At 60.4% G+C, this 17,662-nt stretch carries 17 protein-coding genes; 16 read left to right on the top strand and 1 reads right to left on the bottom strand.

The features are described from left to right. Positions 1-9 precede the first annotated feature (9 nt). From ACFFK0_RS26100 to ACFFK0_RS26070, 7 genes are all read left to right on the top strand, one after another. Positions 10-933: a TauD/TfdA dioxygenase family protein gene (locus ACFFK0_RS26100; RefSeq protein ID WP_377473477.1), complete on the top strand. Its 924-nt coding sequence runs from the start codon at positions 10-12 to the stop codon at positions 931-933. 98 nt (positions 934-1,031) lie between these two features. Beyond that, positions 1,032-1,898, top strand: a complete 867-nt coding sequence (locus ACFFK0_RS26095; RefSeq protein ID WP_377473475.1) for an aldose epimerase family protein — start codon at positions 1,032-1,034, stop codon at positions 1,896-1,898. 142 nt (positions 1,899-2,040) lie between these two features. Further along, positions 2,041-3,180 carry a type III polyketide synthase gene (locus tag ACFFK0_RS26090; protein WP_377473473.1) on the top strand — a complete coding sequence of 380 codons (1,140 nt, stop codon included), beginning with the start codon at positions 2,041-2,043 and terminating at the stop codon, positions 3,178-3,180. Beyond that, entirely contained in the window at positions 3,177-3,917 is a 741-nt protein-coding gene (locus ACFFK0_RS26085) for a methyltransferase domain-containing protein (protein ID WP_377473471.1), read from the top strand. Before ACFFK0_RS26090 ends, ACFFK0_RS26085 begins: the two co-directional genes overlap by 4 nt. Then, positions 3,910-5,085, top strand: a complete 1,176-nt coding sequence (locus ACFFK0_RS26080) for an NAD(P)/FAD-dependent oxidoreductase (RefSeq protein ID WP_377473469.1) — start codon at positions 3,910-3,912, stop codon at positions 5,083-5,085. Before ACFFK0_RS26085 ends, ACFFK0_RS26080 begins: the two co-directional genes overlap by 8 nt. Before the next feature lie 34 nt (positions 5,086-5,119). Continuing rightward, complete coding sequence (locus ACFFK0_RS26075; RefSeq protein ID WP_377473467.1) at positions 5,120-7,333, top strand: MMPL family transporter; 2,214 nt, start codon at positions 5,120-5,122, stop codon at positions 7,331-7,333. Positions 7,334-7,404: 71 nt separating this feature from the next. After that, entirely contained in the window at positions 7,405-7,608 is a 204-nt protein-coding gene (locus tag ACFFK0_RS26070; protein WP_377473465.1) for a hypothetical protein, read from the top strand. A 68-nt stretch (positions 7,609-7,676) separates the two neighbouring features. Here the strand turns inward: ACFFK0_RS26070 and ACFFK0_RS26065 are convergent, their stop codons facing one another. Beyond that, the gene (locus ACFFK0_RS26065; RefSeq protein ID WP_377473463.1) at positions 7,677-8,063 is read right to left on the bottom strand and encodes an MmcQ/YjbR family DNA-binding protein; all 387 of its coding nucleotides are present in this window, start codon (positions 8,061-8,063) and stop codon (positions 7,677-7,679) included. Positions 8,064-8,161: 98 nt separating this feature from the next. Between ACFFK0_RS26065 and ACFFK0_RS26060 the strand changes: the two genes are divergently transcribed. The 9 genes from ACFFK0_RS26060 to yqeH all read left to right on the top strand — a co-directional run bounded on the left by ACFFK0_RS26060 (position 8,162) and on the right by yqeH (position 17,604). After that, on the top strand, positions 8,162-8,866 hold the full coding sequence (locus ACFFK0_RS26060; protein ID WP_377473461.1) for a peptidoglycan recognition protein family protein: 705 nt from the start codon (positions 8,162-8,164) through the stop codon (positions 8,864-8,866). 357 nt (positions 8,867-9,223) lie between these two features. Next, complete coding sequence (gene spoVAC, locus ACFFK0_RS26055) at positions 9,224-9,703, top strand: stage V sporulation protein AC (protein ID WP_377473459.1); 480 nt, start codon at positions 9,224-9,226, stop codon at positions 9,701-9,703. 3 nt (positions 9,704-9,706) lie between these two features. Beyond that, complete coding sequence (spoVAD, locus tag ACFFK0_RS26050; protein WP_377473458.1) at positions 9,707-10,726, top strand: stage V sporulation protein AD; 1,020 nt, start codon at positions 9,707-9,709, stop codon at positions 10,724-10,726. A 9-nt stretch (positions 10,727-10,735) separates the two neighbouring features. After that, complete coding sequence (gene spoVAE / locus ACFFK0_RS26045) at positions 10,736-11,086, top strand: stage V sporulation protein AE (protein ID WP_377473615.1); 351 nt, start codon at positions 10,736-10,738, stop codon at positions 11,084-11,086. A 214-nt stretch (positions 11,087-11,300) separates the two neighbouring features. Continuing rightward, positions 11,301-12,257, top strand: a complete 957-nt coding sequence (locus tag ACFFK0_RS26040) for an AAA family ATPase (protein WP_377473456.1) — start codon at positions 11,301-11,303, stop codon at positions 12,255-12,257. A 4-nt stretch (positions 12,258-12,261) separates the two neighbouring features. Further along, positions 12,262-13,569 (top strand): DUF58 domain-containing protein, encoded by a 1,308-nt coding sequence (locus ACFFK0_RS26035; protein ID WP_377473454.1) that lies wholly within the window; start codon positions 12,262-12,264, stop codon positions 13,567-13,569. Continuing rightward, positions 13,562-15,793 carry a transglutaminase TgpA family protein gene (locus tag ACFFK0_RS26030; RefSeq protein WP_377473452.1) on the top strand — a complete coding sequence of 744 codons (2,232 nt, stop codon included), beginning with the start codon at positions 13,562-13,564 and terminating at the stop codon, positions 15,791-15,793. The genes ACFFK0_RS26035 and ACFFK0_RS26030 overlap by 8 nt, the downstream gene beginning before the upstream one ends. Before the next feature lie 155 nt (positions 15,794-15,948). Further along, entirely contained in the window at positions 15,949-16,446 is a 498-nt protein-coding gene (locus tag ACFFK0_RS26025; protein ID WP_377473450.1) for a YqeG family HAD IIIA-type phosphatase, read from the top strand. A gap of 24 nt (positions 16,447-16,470) precedes the next feature. Continuing rightward, positions 16,471-17,604: a ribosome biogenesis GTPase YqeH gene (yqeH, locus tag ACFFK0_RS26020; RefSeq protein WP_377473448.1), complete on the top strand. Its 1,134-nt coding sequence runs from the start codon at positions 16,471-16,473 to the stop codon at positions 17,602-17,604. Positions 17,605-17,662: the final 58 nt, after the last annotated feature.

Here is a 17,662-nt window from a genome sequence, read left to right as displayed (position 1 = left end):
GCGGGAAATATGGCTGTTCAACAAGAAACCGCAGTTTCGGTTCAGGAGCTCAAGATTGTCCCGGTTGCAGGTTTAATCGGTGCCGAGGTGCGCGGCGTGAAGCTGTCGGCGGATTTGGATCCGGCTATCGTGCGTGTGATCAGGGATGCCTGGCTGAATTATAAGGTGCTCTTCTTCCGCGAGCAGCATCATCTGGACGATGCCGGACAGGAGGCGCTGGCCACCTTGTTCGGTTCCCCGGTCGCCCATCCGACCGTGCCGATCAAGGACGGGACGACGTATGTGCTGGAGCTGAATTCCGCCGGTCACGGCGGCCGGGCGGACTCGTGGCATACCGACGTCACCTTCGTCGACGCTTATCCGCAAGCATCGATATTACGGGCGATTGTCGTACCGGCGGCCGGCGGGGACACGGTGTGGGCGAACACGGCGGCTGCTTACGAAAGCTTGCCCGCCGAGCTGAAGGAGCTAGCCGACCGGCTCTGGGCGCTCCACTCCAACGACTACGATTACGCAGCGAAGCGGCCGAAGGCGGCGGAGGGTGAGCTGCAGCGGCAGCGGGACGTCTTCACTTCCACCTTGTACGAGACCGAGCACCCGGTCGTGCATGTGCATCCGGAGACGGGAGAGCGGCATCTGCTGCTTGGCCATTTCGTCAAAAAAATATTGGGCGTCACCTCGTCGCAATCGGCGCAGCTGTTCTCGCTGCTGCAGGAGCATGTCATCCGCCTCGAACATACGGTACGCTGGCGCTGGCAGCCCGGCGATGTGGCGATCTGGGACAATCGGGCGACGCAGCATTATGCGATTAACGATTACGGCGATCAGCATCGGGTTGTGCGCAGGGTAACGGTGGACGGCGGGGTTCCCGTCGGGATCGACGGCCGCCGCAGCGTGACGCGCAAGAAGCAGAAGAAACAGTCCGCCGACTGACGGCTGTCCGGCTTCTATGGTATGATTGGATGAAATAGGGAAATTAGGTGATCTTCACCTTGCCTGTCGTTGTCCAATGAAGGAGTGGGAGCTGGAAAATGAGCCGTTATGAGATTCGCAGCTATGAAGCCGAATACGCGATGTTCGAACTGAAAGATACGGTGACCGATTCCGCGGTACGGGTATGTCCGCAGCGCGGCGGTATTGTGACGGGGTTCCGGTCGCACGGACAGGAGCTGCTGTACCTGGACCGGGAGACGTTTGCGAACCCGGCCGCTAACATCCGGGGCGGCATTCCCGTGCTGTTTCCGATCTGCGGCCAGCTTGCGGACGGCGCTTACGAATGGGAAGGGCAGCGCTACGAGATGCGCAATCACGGCGTCGCCCGGGTCATGCCGTGGTCGGTCGAAGACAGCGGGACGGATGCGGAGTCGGCCTGGATTCGGCTGAAGCTGAGGAGCAGCGCGGAGACGCTGGCTTCGTATCCGTTCGATTTCGAGCTGGAATTTACGTATACCCTTCAGGAAGGGAAGCTGACAATCGCCCAAAGCTACCGGAATGTATCCGATCGGGAGATGCCGATGTACGCCGGGTTTCATCCGTATTTCGCCGCGGACCGGAAGGCGCTTGCCTACGATACCGACGCGAAGACGATGTATGACTACAATGACCTGCAAACGAAGCCGTACGAAGGAACGGTCGATCTGGAGCATTTGACGGAATCCGTGGCGCTCGTCGATGCGGCGGCGCCGCGCATCGCGTTTCAGCCGCTGGAAGGCGTTCGGGTCGAGCTGACCTACAGCGGGCTGTTCCGGTACGTCGTGCTGTGGAGCGTGCCGGGCAAGCCGTTCGTCTGCGTAGAGCCCTGGATGGCGAAGAACGGGGCACTGCAAACCGGAGAAGGGCTGACGCTGGTCGGGCCGCACCGGGAGCTGCAGGCGGAGTTTACGATCGAGCGAAAATAAGAAGAGGCCGGCCGCTCCATCCGAAACTATCGGGTGGCGGCCGGCCTTTATGTTTTACTGCGGTACTTGATGGATCGTACTAGCTCTCCTGTCCCGTTCATATATATCAAGATAACGTATAGCGGGATGGGGGGACGCGTCGATGGAACAAGAACAAGGAGCTGCCGCCATCGTTGGCATGGGGACGGCATTACCTGCTTATAAGGTGGATCAAGAGGAGGCGGCCGAGCGGCTCGCCCGGGCTGCGGCCGGACAAGCCGAGGCGGATCGGTGGGTACGGCGGCTGTTTCGGCAAAGCGCCGTACGCACCAGATATACGTGCGAGCCCAGCTTTCTCCGCGATTCGGAGCGATGCGACTTTCTTCCGGGGACGCCGCAGCACCGGGTACCGACGACGGCGATGCGGGGACAGCTGTACCGTGAGCATGCGCTACCGCTGGCGGCTGCCGCGGCGAAGCGTGCGATGGACGATGCAGGGGTGAGGAGCGAGGACATTACCCATCTTCTGGCCGTCAGCTGTACGGGGCTGCACATACCCGGCATCGATGCCGAGCTGGTGCGGGCTTTGGAGCTGCGTCCCGATGTGGAGCGGCTGCCGCTGTATTTTCTCGGCTGCGCGGCCGGATTGAAGGCGATCGGGATCGCCGGCGAGCTTGTGCGGCACGATCCGGCCGCCAAGGCGTTAGTCGTCTGCGTGGAGCTGTGTACGCTCCATGTGCAGCCGGCCGGCGAGCGCCACGAGCTCGTAGCCGCGGCGATGTTCGGCGACGGGGCCGCAGCCTGCGTGGTCGGGGCGGCCGATGACGCTTTGCCGGCCGGCGGCACGTTTCGGCTGGGGGCGAAAAGGTCCGTGCTGCTCCCGGACGGGGCGGACGCGATGACCTGGACGGTCGGGAACACCGGCTTCGAGCTGTTTTTGTCGCCGCGCATTCCCGAGCTGCTGGGCTTGTACGCCGGCGCTGAGCTGGAGCGGCTCGGGGTGTACGCTCCGGGTGTGGACCTGTGGGCCGTTCACCCGGGCGGCAGAGCAATTCTCGATACCGTTCAGAGCTTGTGGGGGCTGTCCGGGGAGCAGCTTGCCGCCAGCCGGACCGTTTTGCGGAATTACGGCAATTTGTCCTCGGCGACGATATTGTTCGTTCTCGACCAGCTGCGGCGCGATCTGAGCGAAAATGGAGGCCTGCGGCACGGGGAAGCGGGAGTCGCCATGGCGTTCGGGCCGGGACTGACCGTTGAGCTGCTGCAAATCCGGTTCGAAGCGCCGAAAGGGGCGGTACGATGAGTGGCCGCTTTCTGCAGGAGAGGGAGCTGCGGCCGGAGCTCATGGACGATGAAGCAGCCGGGGGACCTGCGCTGGTGCAGGCGCACCGGCATTTGCGGCGCTTGAACCGGTTGTTCGCAGCGGCCCGTCCGTCCCTATACGGCGTCGAGAAGCTGTGGCTGGCGGCCGGCCGGCCGCGAGCGCTGACCGTAACGGACATCGGCTGCGGCTCGGGCGATGTGAACCGCCGTCTGCTGCGCTGGGCGGAGAAGAGGAATGTCGTGCTGCGCTTGATCCTGACGGATGTGGCGGAGGAAGCTTGCGCGGAAGCAAGGCGGTTGTTCGCAGGGGTTGCCCGCGTCGATGTGCGGCAGTGCGATGTGTTCGAGCTGCCGCAGGACTCGTCCGATATCGTCACGGCATCGCAGATGCTGCATCATTTCGGCTCCGGCAGTCTGGTTGCGGCCGTAGAGCGCATGCTGCAGGCGTCCCGGCTCGGTGTCGTCATCGCCGACATTCACCGGCATCCGGTCGCCTGGTCCGCGGTATGGCTCGTAACGAGACTGTCGCCGAACCGCTACATACGCCATGACGGCCCGTTGTCCGTCGCCAAAGGGTTCCGTGCTGCGGACTGGGACGATTTGCGGGACCGGCTGAACGAACAGCTGGGGGGCGAGCTCGAGCTCGAGTACCGCTGGATGCCGCTGTTTCGCTATGCCGTCACGTTGCGTCCGAACAGGCGGAAACTCGATGATTAGCGGACAACCGGAACGGTACGACGTCGTTATTGCCGGCGCGGGAATCGGCGGGACCGCCTTGGCCGGAGCGCTGGCTTCGCGGGGCTGGCGCGTCATTGCGATTGACCGTGACGACTTCCCGCGGCATAAGGTGTGCGGAGAATTCCTGTCGCCGGAAGCCGGCCGCATGCTGGCCAAGCTGGGGGTAGATTTGCCGCCGGACAGCGAGACTGCGCCGCGGAGGCTTACAGCAGCCCGGCTGCATGCGGAAGGAGGCGGAGGGCCGCTTGTCGTTCCGCTGCCGGGAACGGCTCTGGGCTGGAGCCGTCATGCGCTCGACACAGCGCTGCACGAGGCGGCGCGGCGCGCGGGGGCGATCGTGCAGACCGCAGCGACGGTAACGGCTGTCGAGCCGGAGGACGGCGGGGACGGCTGGCTGGTGAGAATCCGCAGCGGCGAGCAGTTAAACGTAATACGGGCTCGAATTGCGGTGGCGGCGTGGGGGCGGCATGCCCGTTCGGGACTGCCCGGCTCGCCTTCCGGAAGAGGAAGACGGCCGGGTGCCGCCAGCGCTTTCGTCGGCGTTAAGCTGCATATGGAAACCGCTAGGCGCGTCGCCGCTGCGGTCGACATGTTCTTCAGCCGCGACGGCTATATCGGCGTTGCCCCCGTTGAGGGAAACCGATTGAACGTCGCCGCGCTGATGAGCAGGGACGCCTTTCGCAGCTCCGGCGGCACCGTACAATCGGCCGTCGCGCATTATGCGAGCCGGCACCGTATGCTGGCGGAGCTGCTGGACGGCGGCGCCGTAGTTGCGGAGACGGTCACAGCCGTCTCCCCTGTAGCCGCGGCCCTTCTGCCGGCCGCAAAGGGCGCGCTGCCGCCGGTCGGCGACGCGGCGGCGCTCGTGCCGCCGCTGTGCGGCGACGGCATGGCGATGGCGCTCCGCTCGGCGCTGCTGTGCGCCGAGCTCGCCGACGCCTGCCTCGCCGGCCGCATGCCGGCGGCGGAATGGGAGCGCCGCTACCGCGAGGCGCTCCGCCGCGAGCTGGCCGCCCCGATCCGCTGGGGGCGGCTGCTGCACGCGGGCCTGCGGCAGCCGCGGCTGGCCCGGGCGCTGCTGGAGCTGGGCCGGCTCGTACCGGCCCTGCCGCAGAGCCTTATCCGCGCTACGCGTCTGCGCGGGTGAGACGCTTACGCGACCGAACAAGGGGGCGGACCGGATGCCGCATGTAAAGCTTGCCTTGCTGTGCTTCAGACATGCTTATGTCGTTCTCTTCCTCTGGGCCGCGCTGCTGACTGCGGCGTCGGCGCTCGCGCTGCAGCTGCCGGGGTCGCTTCGCGGACACGGACTTGAAATCCCGGACGGCAATTACCGGGAAGCGCATCGTCTTCTCGCCAAAGAGTTCCGGATACCGGAAGAACCGGTAATTGTATACGTGGAGCCAACAGGGAGCTCATCCCCAGCAGCTATTGAGCAATTCGTCCATGAGGCGGCGAATCGGATACGGACTGTCGGCGGCGTGGAGCGGGTTTCGGGCCCGGTGCTCGCGAAGAGCGGACTGGCGGCGTATGCGGCGGTCACGATTGCCGTTCAACCGTCCGGGCAGGAACGATTGATCGCCGAGCTGCGGAATCGCCTTCCCGCCAGTACGGCCTTCACCGCCGGGCTTGCCGGCAAGCCGGTCGTTCAGGCCGACGTCAATGCGGCGGCCCGCCGCGATCTGCTGCGCGCGGAGCTGATCGGACTGCCTGTCGCCTTTGTTATTTTGCGGATTGCGTTCGGCAGCTGGACGGCGGCGCTGCTGCCGATTGCGCTCGGCGTCAGCGCTGTAACCGGTGCAATGGGCATAGCTTCCGCCTGGAGCGGCCGCATTCCGTGGTCGGTGTTCGTCTTGAGCGTGATCCCGATGACCGGGCTCGCCATCGGACTCGATTTTGCCCTTATTCTGGTCGCCCGTTTCCGCGAGGAGCTGCGGCTGACGCCCTCGGCCGAAGCCGCCGCCAAGACGGCTATGCGGACAGCCGGCTGCGCCGTGATCGTTTCGTCCGCTTGCGTACTGCTCGGGTTGGGGGGCATTGCGGCGCTGCCGCTGCCGATGTTCTCCACGGTTGCGCTGGCCGCTATGCTGACCGTCACTTTGGCGCTGCTGCTGTCGTTTACGCTGCTGCCCGCCCTGCTCGCCGTCGCTGCTCCGCTGCTGCAATCGCTGCCGGCCCCAAGCGCCCGGCGGCGGACTTCGCTGACCGGGCGCTGGTGCGACGCCGTACTGCGCCGGCCCGTTGCTGCGGCGGTGTTCGCGGCTCTGCTCTTGTCCTTCTTCCTGCTTCCGCTTGGCGGCATGAAGCTGGCCGTCCCCGGACCGGATTCGCTTCCGGCCAGCTACGAATCGCGCCGGACGGCCGAAGCGTTTGCACGCGCCGGGTTCGAGCCGCCGGTCAGCACCCGGATTTGGATCGTGGCGGAGGCGGCTGGCGGCAGCCCGCTCAAGCTGCATAGCCGGCCCTGGAGCCCGGGTCAAGCGGAGGCGGCCGCCGCGCTCGCTGTCAGGCTGCAGAACGATCCGCTTGTCCTGGACGTCTCGTCGGCGGCTTCAGCAGCGGCGCTGCCCGCCGAACGGCTTCGTGAGCTGCTGCTTCAGCCGGGGCAAGCTGTCCGTTACGCTCCGGGCACCGCCGGCTATATCCAGCATAAATATACTTTGCTGTCGGTGACGCTAGCGGCCGAGCCGTCCTCCACCGAAGCCCGCGAATGGGTGGACCGCCTCTTGACGGAAACCAAATCCGCGGCCTTCTTTACGTCTATGTCCGATTCGTTCGTCACGAGCTTAAACTCTCCAATCCGGCTGTATGTCGGCGGGGAAGCCGCATACGAGCGCGAGCTGTTCGCCGTGCTTGCAAACCGGCTTCCGCTGGCGGCCGGATTTATCGCAGCCGCCAATTTGCTGATGCTGCTCGCCGCCTTCCGCGCCGCCATCATCGCCGTGAAGACCGTTCTCATGCATCTGGCGGGACTTGGCGCGGCTTTCGGCATAGTGACGCTCGTTTGTCAGGACGGCCGCTTCGGACTGGAGCCGACTAACATTGCGATAATGATCCCGGTTTTTATTTTCGGACTCGTATTCGGCATCAGCATGGATTACGGGGTGTTTTTACTGGCCCGTATCAGCGAGGCATACCGCCGTACCGGCAGCAATGCGGCGGCGATCCGCGAAGGCGTCGAAGCGACCGGACCGCTCATTACAGCCGCGGCTGCCATCATGATCGCCGTAACGATCCCGTTCGCCGCCGCAGATGTGGCCGGCGTGCGCCAGCTCGGCATCGGCATCGCCGCTGCAATCGCGCTTGACGCAACCGTCGTCAGACTGCTGCTCGTCCCGGCGCTGATGCAGCTGCTGGGCCGTTGCAATTGGTGGCCTGGCCGGACGGGAGCATAATCTTGCAGGATGAGGCGGAAGCTACATAGAGAGTAACTTCTACACTCTCCATGCGAAGGATGTGATCTCCAGTGCCGGATAACCGGGAAGAGCCGAACTATTTTGAGCATATGACCAACTATGGAATTCCGACCCCGCCGGAAAACGAGGACATCGGCCCGCTCGATTCGGTCAGCGAATGGGTCGAAGCCATGGTCGACGAAGTCGAGCACGATTTGGTCGGGGACGAGCATACGGCGCATGCGAAGGAACGGAAGACAGAGCGCGGCAAGTAATATGGCGCCGGGATACGAATAACGGCATGCTTCTCTTGGTCGGAGGCATGCCGTTTCCTTCTATTCGTCTATCTCTGCTTCGCCGCGCCCGTATCCAGCCATAGCCCCAAAATTTCCCGGTCGGCTTTGGGAAGCTTCGCCACAACAAGCCGATAAGACTCCTCCAGCATAGCCGTCACCACCTCGTCCGGAACTGTCCCGTCCAGAAGCACCGTATTCCAATGGCGCTTGTTCATATGCCAGCCCGGCAGAACGGAGCCCGGGTACGTTTCCCGCTGCAGCCACGCTTCCTCGGGATCCGCTTTCAAATTGACGCTTTCCACGCCGCCGCGTGTGCCGAACAAGGCAAACATTTTCTCGCGCACATACAGAACGGCCAAATCCGGGTCAAACGGATACCTCAGGCTTGTTGCGCGAAATTCAAGTCCGTACTCGATCAGCCGCTTATGATTCACCTTCCCATGTCCTCCTCTATGGATGTGCGATCTCGCCTGCACACTCGTACCTGCTCTCACATATGCTGGCTATAAGCTGGTCGGAGGAGGTGACAGTCATGTGCGCTTATTCGCTCTATCCAGTAATTGTAGACTGGATACCGGGTCTGCCGCAAATTCCTTACCGCGGCGGAGTCGGCCGCTGGGAGGGAGTCGTAATGCACCAGACGGCAAATCCGAACGATACGGCACGTTCCGAACGGGCCTATGAAGCGAGAACGTTCCAAAATGCATTCGTACATGAATTTATCGATCCGAACGAGATTATCCAGGTCGCCAATCCCGATTATTTGGCTTACGGTGCAGGTCCGAACGCCAACCCGCGGTTTATCCATCTGGAGCTGTGCTCGAACAAGACAGCCGAGCAATTCGCCAGATCTTTCGACGCTTGGTGCCAGCGTGCCGCATATTATTTGGCGCTGAGGGGGCTGGGGGTGACGACGGCGCGACCGGACGGAAGCGGTACGCTGTGGTCGCATTACGAAGTGACGCGCTATCTCGGAGGTACGACTCATTCCGATCCGATCGATTATATCAAAAGCTGGGGAAAAAGCTGGCAGGATGTCGTCAACACGGTTCAATATCATTATGACGCCATAATTGGAGGTGCCGATACGATGCCTGTAATGAGTGTGGAAGATGCGAACAAGCTGATCGCGTTTTTGTCCGCAGCCTATTTCGCAACGGACGTGCCGGCCGCACGGGAAGAATTTCACCGGCTGGCGAATGCGCTTCGCCGGGCTTCGGGACAGCCTGATGAATAAGGCAGCGTTGATTGAAGGCCGGGCAACGGTGCGCCTGGCCTTGCTTGCGCCCTTGCACAAGACAATCTTCCGGAACATAGCATACATACAGAACAAGATCGAATTTGAGGAGCGCGCCTTCATGACCAAAAACCAATTTCTATGGTTGGTACTCGTCTTATTTGTATTATTGTCCGCCATACTGGCTTTGTTTATGTAACCGGACAACAGGATTACCTTGCACCCGCCGGCGCCGCTGACCGCGCACCCGGCGGGTGTTTTTGGCGTTGTCTCTGTTTTCCAACGTTCAGTACAAATAGACCCGCCTCCATTTGCAAAATATAGACCTATGGAAGTCGAATCAAAGGGGGACCTTGTATGACCACGGCGGCCAAGCCGAAGGGCGGTTTCACGAAACAGCAGAAGCAGTATCAGGATTTAGCCAAGAAAATGGAGCCGAAACGCTCGGTCGGGCGCAATTGCACGCTGGCGTTTCTCGTCGGAGGTGCCATCTGCACATTTGGAGAAGCACTTATGAAGCTGTTCCAGACCTACTTCGGATTTACCGAGGAAACGGCCGGCAACCCGACCGTGGCAGTGCTCATCTTCATTTCGGTCGTCCTGACCAGCTTCGGGGTATACGATAAAATCGCGCAATGGGCGGGAGCCGGAACGGCCGTTCCCGTAACCGGGTTCGCGAATTCGATGAGCTCTGCGGCGCTTGAAGCCCGATCGGAAGGCTTCGTACTTGGAGTTGCCAGCCAAATGTTTAAATTGGCCGGAGCTGTCATCTCGTATGGGGTGGTCGCTGCATTTTTCATCGGCATCGTGTATTGGATCTTTGGTTTAGGAGGCTGAAACATGCTGCAGGGTCAACAGAGCTGGAGCTTTGAGCAAGCTCCCGTAATTATCGGCACCGGAACGGTTGTCGGTCCTGAGGAAGGAAAGGGCCCGATCGCGAACGATTTCGACCGCGTACATAGCGAGTCGCTGATCGGGGAGAGCAGCTGGGAGCGTGCGGAACGCAAGCTGCTAGGGGAAGCGACCGAGCTGGCAATGAAGCATGCCGGAAAGTCGAAGGACGAGATCAGCTTTTATGTCGGCGGCGATTTGATGAACCAGATCATCTCCAATACTTTCGCCATACGCGATTTGTCGATTCCGTATCTGGGCATCTTCGGCGCATGCTCGACGTCGATGGAAGGACTTGCGCTGGCGGCCCTTATGGTATCGACCAATCATGCCCGCTATGCGATGTGCGGCACGTGCAGCCATAACAGCTCCGTGGAAAAGCAATTTCGTTATCCGACGGAATACGGCGCCCAGAAAGCCCCTACCGCTCAATTTACGGTAACGGGAGCCGGTGCGGCGGTGCTTGCGCCATCGGGGGAAGGACCTGTCGTAACAGGGGCGACAATCGGCAAAGTCGTCGATATGGGGATAAAGGACCCCAACAATATGGGAGCCGCCATGGCGCCTGCCGCCGTCGATACGATCGCGGCCCATCTGCGCGATTTCAACAGGGAGCCCGGCTATTACGACTTGATCGTGACCGGCGACTTGGCGTCGGTCGGACATGCTATCGCGATCGAGCTGTTCAAGGAAAGGGGCATTCCGATCGGGCAGACGGATTATAAGGATTGCGCCATGTTAATTTACGATCTCGAGAAGCAGAAAACCGATGTTCAGGCCGGAGGCAGCGGCGCAGCCTGCTCGGCGACCGTTACCTACGGCCATTTGCTGAAACGGATGCGCCGCGGCGAGCTGAAGCGGATTCTGGTCGCAGCTACGGGATCGCTGCATTCTCCGCTGACCTATCAGCAGGGAGAGACGATTCCATGCATCGCTCATGCGGTTGCGATTGAAATGAAGGAGGAATAGCCGGTGTTTATGGATTATGTTTGGGCCTTCATCGTAGGCGGAGCCATCTGCGTCGTCGGCCAGTTGATGATGGATGTGGGCAGGCTGACCCCGGCGCATACGATGACGACGCTCGTTGTTATAGGGGCGCTGCTGGACGGCTTCGGATGGTACGAGCCGCTCGTCAAATTTGCCGGCGCAGGCGCCACCGTGCCGATCACAAGCTTCGGCAACGCGCTGACGCACGGGGCGATCCGGGAACTGAACAAGGACGGCCCGATCGGCATTATTACAGGCATCTTTCAGGTGACGAGCGCAGGCATATCGGCGGCGATCATTTTCTCGTTCTTGGCCGCCGTCGTTGCCAGACCTAGAGGATGAGCCGCTGCAACCTTTTGCGTCCGCTTTTCGTATAAGTAGGTCGGCCGGATTTTCCGGCGGGCCTTTTTGCGTTTTTTCCGTTCGCTAACGGATGTAATTAATACCAAGAAAATTTAGTATTTTTACAAGTATACGTCAGCGTCGGATTTCCTGTACAATTAAAATTATATCTACTTTCGTCTTTTTAGTTCACCTCAACTTGGGAGGATCTCCGATGGAAACCACAGTCGCGCACACGCAAGCGCTTGCTCAGATGCAGCGCAACCTCGAATCTTGCATTTTAGGGAAGAGCCATGAAATTCAATTGCTTCTCACAGCGTTGTTAGCCGGCGGTCACGTGCTTCTGGAGGATGTCCCGGGTACCGGCAAAACCGTATTGATTAAAGCGCTTGCCAAATCCATTCACGGCCAGTTCCGGCGTATTCAATGCAACCCGGATCTGCTGCCGACCGATATTACCGGCGTGTCGATCTACCACCCGAAGCAGGAGGAGTTTCTGTTCCGTCCGGGTCCGGTGCTGACCAATATTTTGCTCGTAGACGAAATCAACCGGGCCACGACGAAGACGCAATCCGCCCTGCTGGAGGCGATGGAGGAGCGCCATATTACGGTTGACGGCGAGCTGCATCCGCTGCCGACTCCATTCCTTCTGCTGGCGACGCAAAACCCGATTGATTTCGAAGGGACGTATACGCTGCCCGAAGCGCAGCTCGACCGGTTCATGTTCAAATTCAGCCTCGGCTACCCCGACGCCGAGACGGAGCAGAAGATGATCCTGTCGCAATCCAAGCAGCATCCGCTCGAAAGCATCGAAGCGGTGACGGACGCCGAACACGTCTATGCGATGCAAAAGCAAGCGCGTGATATCCATATCGACGATGCCGTCGTCGCTTATCTCGTCGCTATCGCGCGCGCCACCCGCGAGCACCCGTCCGTGTTCCTGGGAACGAGTCCGCGGGCAACGATCTCGCTTGTTCAGGCGTGTAAAGCGTACGCGTTCCTGCAGGGGCGCGGCTACGTCATCCCGGACGATGTCAAATTCCTGGCACCTTACGTACTCGGCCACCGGCTGATTCTGAAATCGGAAGCGATCATGGAAGGAGCCACTTCCGTTTCCGTGCTCGAAAAAGTGTTCCAATCCGTGCCGGTGCCGATCCGATTGGAGAAGTGATCGGATGAAAGGGCAGCCGGAACTGCGACCGCAAGAACCAAAGTGGACGATACCGTACTGGTACGTAACGATCACCTTCGTTTGCAGCCTTCTCTTTGTTGTTTTTCAGGGCGGGAAGCTGGCGACGCTGCTGTTTGTAACGGTTACGGTGCTATGCTTGTATTTGGTGCTGGGACGCTGGAGCGGCATTCGAAGCGCCTCCGGCGTGCGCAGCTTTCCCGAGCACGAACAGGAAGCCCGCCTGCGGGCGGGCCAGTCGCTTGCCGTACAAGTGCGGGTACAGGTTCCGGGACTGTGGCCGATTCCGTACATGCTGATCCGGGACCGGATCACCCGCCATGACGGGGACAGCCAGGCCTATGAAGGCACGCTGACGCTGGACTGGAAACGCCGCGGCGAGATCGAATATGTGACCGCCCCGCTCAAGAGAGGGATATACCGGTTCGGGCATACGGATTGCGTTACGGAAGACGTATTCGGCCTGTTCCAGCACAAAGGGACTCTAGATTTGTCGCGGATCGTAACGGTTACCCCGGAGACGGTGGCGATTCCGGAATGGAATCAATATCATTTGATGATTAAAGGCATGCAGATGCATGCGACGACAACGAGGGCGCTTCGCGAAACGACGCAGATCAACGGGGTCCGGGAGTATATTTACGGCGATAAGCTGTCCAGGGTTCACTGGAATGCGACGGCTAAGACCGGCACCTGGAAATCGAAAGAATTCGAACGGGAGTCACTGCCGAAAACGATCATCGTGCTGGACCGTCACGCCGACGCCTATTCGCACCCGGATCAGTTCGAGCTCGCCGTATCGATCGCCGCTTCGCTGTTTGAATACGCCGCTGCGAAGAAGCTGGCGATCGGCCTCCTGTCCGTCGGTTCGGACTATGTGATGATCGAGCCGAAGCTCGGGGTGCAGCATCTGCATCAGGTGATGAACCATTTGACTTCCGTCGACGCGGACGGCGAGCATTCCATCGGGCAGGTGCTGCAAAACCGGTCCCAGCACTGGACGCCGGGGACGTTCTTCGTGCTTGTGACGCCGGGCAAAGGGACGCCGATGATGAAGACGCTCGGCTGGCTCGAGCAGCGCCAGATGAATCCTTGCCATATGTGGATCAGTTCGGATCCTGTCGTGCCGGCGGCCGGGAGCAAGGCCGCCAAGACGTCCGGACGCAGCGCTGCCGCCGCCGAGCCGCAGGGCGATTGGATCAAGCAGCTGCAGGCCCGAGGTTATTTGGGATATGCCGTGACCCGCCTGCACGATCTGCCTGCCGTATTGGGAGGAGGGAAACAAAGTGGCTGATCGAATCCGTTCTTCGCTCGCCTCATCGTTCAATTGGTTCGGACGGGCCGTTCACATTGCTTTAGTCGGTCTCTTCCTGCTGCAATATGTTTTATGGGCCGGCAAAGAGGAAGCGATGTGGTGGCCGGAGACGGTCGTACACGTCGAGTGGACGCTTGCCGTAACGGCATTCGTGCTGATGATACCGAAGCTGTCATGGCGCTGGCGAACCGTTCTGATGATCGCCACATTCTTTGTGCATAATGCGTTATTGACGAATCTGGCGATTTCGCAGCTGCCGGATTCGTTCGCCGCGTTCGGCAGCTGGTTAGGTTATTTGCTCGCCCAAATGACCCCGTACGTTTGGTTCAGCTTCGGCGCCTGCATCGTTTATGTGTTCGCGAACTGGTATGCGAAGCAAAAGCGCAATATATACGTTTGGATGATCGCAACGATATTATTTTTCTGCATCCGCGATTCGTTCAGTACGCTTGTCTTATGGCCCCAGGTTGCGATGGTGTTGTTTTGCGGGCTGATGCTCCTGATCCTGCGGCACTTTGCCGAGTTTCAGCGCAAAGCGCCGAAAAGCTGGGAGCACATCGCTCAGTATCCTTCCGCCGTACTCATGCCGATCGTCATGATGATGGCCGCCGTCGTTTTGCTGGGGGTGTACACACCGACGATTCAACCGCTGCTGACGGACCCGTACACAGCCTGGAAGCATGCGAAAGGCGAAGCGGTGCTGCTGGCCAGCAAAGGAGAAATCAGCGACTGGGTAGCGCCGGCGCAGGATACGTCCTCCGGTTACGGCCGCAATGACCGGGATTTGGGGGGCGGCTTCCGATTCGATTATACTCCGGTGTTTACGGTCGATACGACGGAAAAAAGTTATTGGCGCGGAGAGACAAGATCGGTGTATAACGGAAGCGGCTGGGAGCTGGCGAACTCGGAACGGCGTGCGAGCGTGACCAATGCGCGGGTAGGCAGTGCCCTGCGGCCGGAATCGAGGATCGATACGTCGCTCGTCCAGACGAAGGAAGTCGTCCAAACGTTCAAATTTTACGACGGTCAATCGTTTCCCGTTCTGTTCGCGGCCAAAACGGCCCAGCAGCTGCAGGAAATTAACGGCGGCGCCGAGCCGGCCCCGGTGTTATGGGCGTCGGAGCAATCGGAGCTGCGGTTCCGCGGCGAGCGGACGACGTATCCGAAGCAGTACACGGTCGTTTCGCAGGTGCCGATCGTCGACGAGAAGCAGCTCAAGCAAGTGGTCATCGATTCGAGTCTGCGCGCAGCCCTGCCGGAATATTTCCAGCTGCCGCAAGGACTCCCGCAGCGGGTTCGCACGCTGGCCGAGCAAGTTACGCAGGATGCGGCGACGCCTTACGAGAAGGTCAAGAAGCTGGAGCAGTACTTAAACATGAACTTCAAGTATACGAACACGCCGGACGAATCCAAGGGCCGCAGCGAAGATTTTGTCGACCGGTTCCTGTTCGAATTGAAGGAAGGGTACTGCGATTACTATTCGAGCGCAATGGTCGTCATGACCCGCTCGCTGGGCATTCCGGCCCGGTGGGTGAAAGGCTATTCCTCCGGCACGACATCGCTGCAGGATGAGATCAGCCAAGGGCTGCTTGGAAACATTCTGCCCAGCATGATTGATGATTCCGGGACGTACACCGTCCGCAATTCGGATGCCCATTCTTGGGCGGAGGTTTATTTCCCGGGCTATGGCTGGATTCCGTTCGAGCCTACCTCCGGCTTCGCCATGCCGCTCATTCAGCCGGAAGTGGTCTCCGAGCCGCTTCCTGAGATCGAGCCCGAGCCGGTCGTTCCTGCTCCGGCGGCCGAACAAGAGCAAACCGGTACGCCGGTACTCGCGCTGAGCATCTCCGGCGGCATCACGGCCGTTCTGGCCGCGCTTGCTGCGGTATTGTGGAGAACCGGCTGGCTGAAGCGGCAGCTGCGCCGCAAGAAGCCGGAGCCCGTCGATTTCAGCCAGCGCGTCGTCATCGAATTCGAACGGCTGCTGCGCTACTGCAAGCGAAAGGGCTACCGCCGTCAGGAGCACGAAACGCTGCGCGAATCGTTTGCCCGCTGGATGGCGAAGAGCCGCTGGATTGCCGACGACCTCGAAGTGCTGCTCGGTTTGTTCGAACGGGCGAAGTACGGCAAAGGGACCGTCGGAGAGGAAGACTATCAGCTTGCCGTCCGAACGATGCAGCATTTGCGCATGCAGTTAAAGTAAGCTCACGACCGATGGTTTCGCGGGCCGCATGATGCGGTCCTTGCGGGACATCGGTTTTTTCGTTTGAAACTCATGCACGATATGCTTTTGCTCGCGCCACGCAACTGTGGTATCATTTTCCCATACAATGAGGAAGAGCTTGAGGTGAACGGACCTTGCTGAATAAGCTGACTCCCCGTCTGCAAGTGAAGACGATATACGATATCGACTTGAACGAGCTGTACAAGGCCGGCATTCGCGGCATTATTACGGATTTGGACAATACGCTTGTCGGGGCGAGAGACCCGCATGCGACGCCGGAGCTGATCGGCTGGCTGGAGCTTGTGAAGCAGAAGGGCTTTCAAGTCGTGATTGTGTCCAACAATCATCATGCCCGGGTCAGCACGTTTGCGGACCCGCTCGCCATTCCGTTCATTCCGAGCGCGCGCAAGCCGACGAACCAGGCGTTCCGCAAGGCGCTGCAGCTCATGAGCTTGAAGCCGGAGCAGGCGTGCGTGATCGGAGATCAAATGATGACCGATGTACTGGGCGGTAACCGGATGGGCCTGTTTACGATTTTGGTGAAGCCGATTTCGCTTGGGGACGAAGGCTTTTTTACGAAAGCGGTGAATCGCCGCCTGGAGAAGGTTGCACTCTATTGGATGAGAAAATAACGCTGGAGGCATAAACACGTCACTATGACCGATATCGCAACGAAGCAAGACCAAGAGCAGCTGAACTGCGCCGGATGCGGCGTCAAGCTGCAGCAGCAAGATCCGGCCAAGCTCGGCTACGTGCCGCAGAAGGCATTGGAGAAGGAGCCTGTCATTTGCCAGCGCTGCTTCCGCATTAAGCATTACAACGAAGCATCGGGGATTACGCTCGATCAGGACGATTTCCTGCGGCTGCTGGGCCATATCGGCAGCACGAAATCGCTGGTCGTCAATATCGTCGATATTTTTGACTTTGAGGGGAGCATGATATCCGGGCTGCCGCGCTTTGTCGGCGACAACCCGATCATTCTCGTCGTGAACAAAATCGATCTGCTGCCGAAGGTGACGAACCTGAACCGGATCGTGAATTGGGTGCAGCGGCAGGCGAAGCAGCTGGGCCTGAAGGTGGTCGACGTCGTGCTGTGCAGCGCGAAGAAGAACATGGGCTTCGACCGGGTGATCGCGTCGATCGGGGAGCACCGCGACGGACGCGACGTCTATGTCGTGGGGGCGACGAACGTCGGCAAATCGACGCTGATCAACCGGCTGATCTCCGATTTCAGCGATCTGGAATCGGAGCTTACGGTGTCGCAATACCCGGGGACGACGCTCGATATGGTGAAGATACCGCTGGATGACGGCCATTATGTGATCGATACGCCGGGGATCGTCTACAAGCATCGGCTGACGGAGCTTGTGGCCAAGCGGGATTTGGCGCGGATCATGCCGGACAAGCAGCTGAAGCCGCTTGTGTTTCAGCTCGACGAGAAGCAGACGCTCTTCTTCGGCGGGCTTGCGCGGTTCGACTTCGTGCGCGGGGCGCATCAGTCGTTCACGATCTATTTGGCGGGCGGGCTGACGGTGCACCGGACGAAGCTCGATCGCGCCGACGAGCTGTATGCCGGTCATCTCGGCGAGCTGCTGGCGCCGCCGAGTAAGGCGGATGCAGAGTCGCTGCCGCCTCTTGTGAAGCATGCGCTGCATATCCCGAAAGGCGTCAAGCAGGATGTTCTCATCTCCGGGCTCGGCTGGATTAAGCTGAACAGCGAGACGGGCGCGGAGCTGGTCGTCCATGCGCCGAAGGGCGTTAAGGTCATTGCCAGGGAAGCGCTGATCTAGGGGAATGCGCTTTGTCCATGCCGGGCAGGCGCGGCTAGCGATATTAGGGGAGAGATGA

Source organism: Paenibacillus chartarius (assembly GCF_042432825.1).
GTDB lineage: Bacteria > Bacillota > Bacilli > Paenibacillales > NBRC-103111 > Gordoniibacillus > Gordoniibacillus chartarius.
Note: the sequence above shows the minus strand (reverse complement) of the source record. Positions and strands in the feature narration are given on the sequence as shown.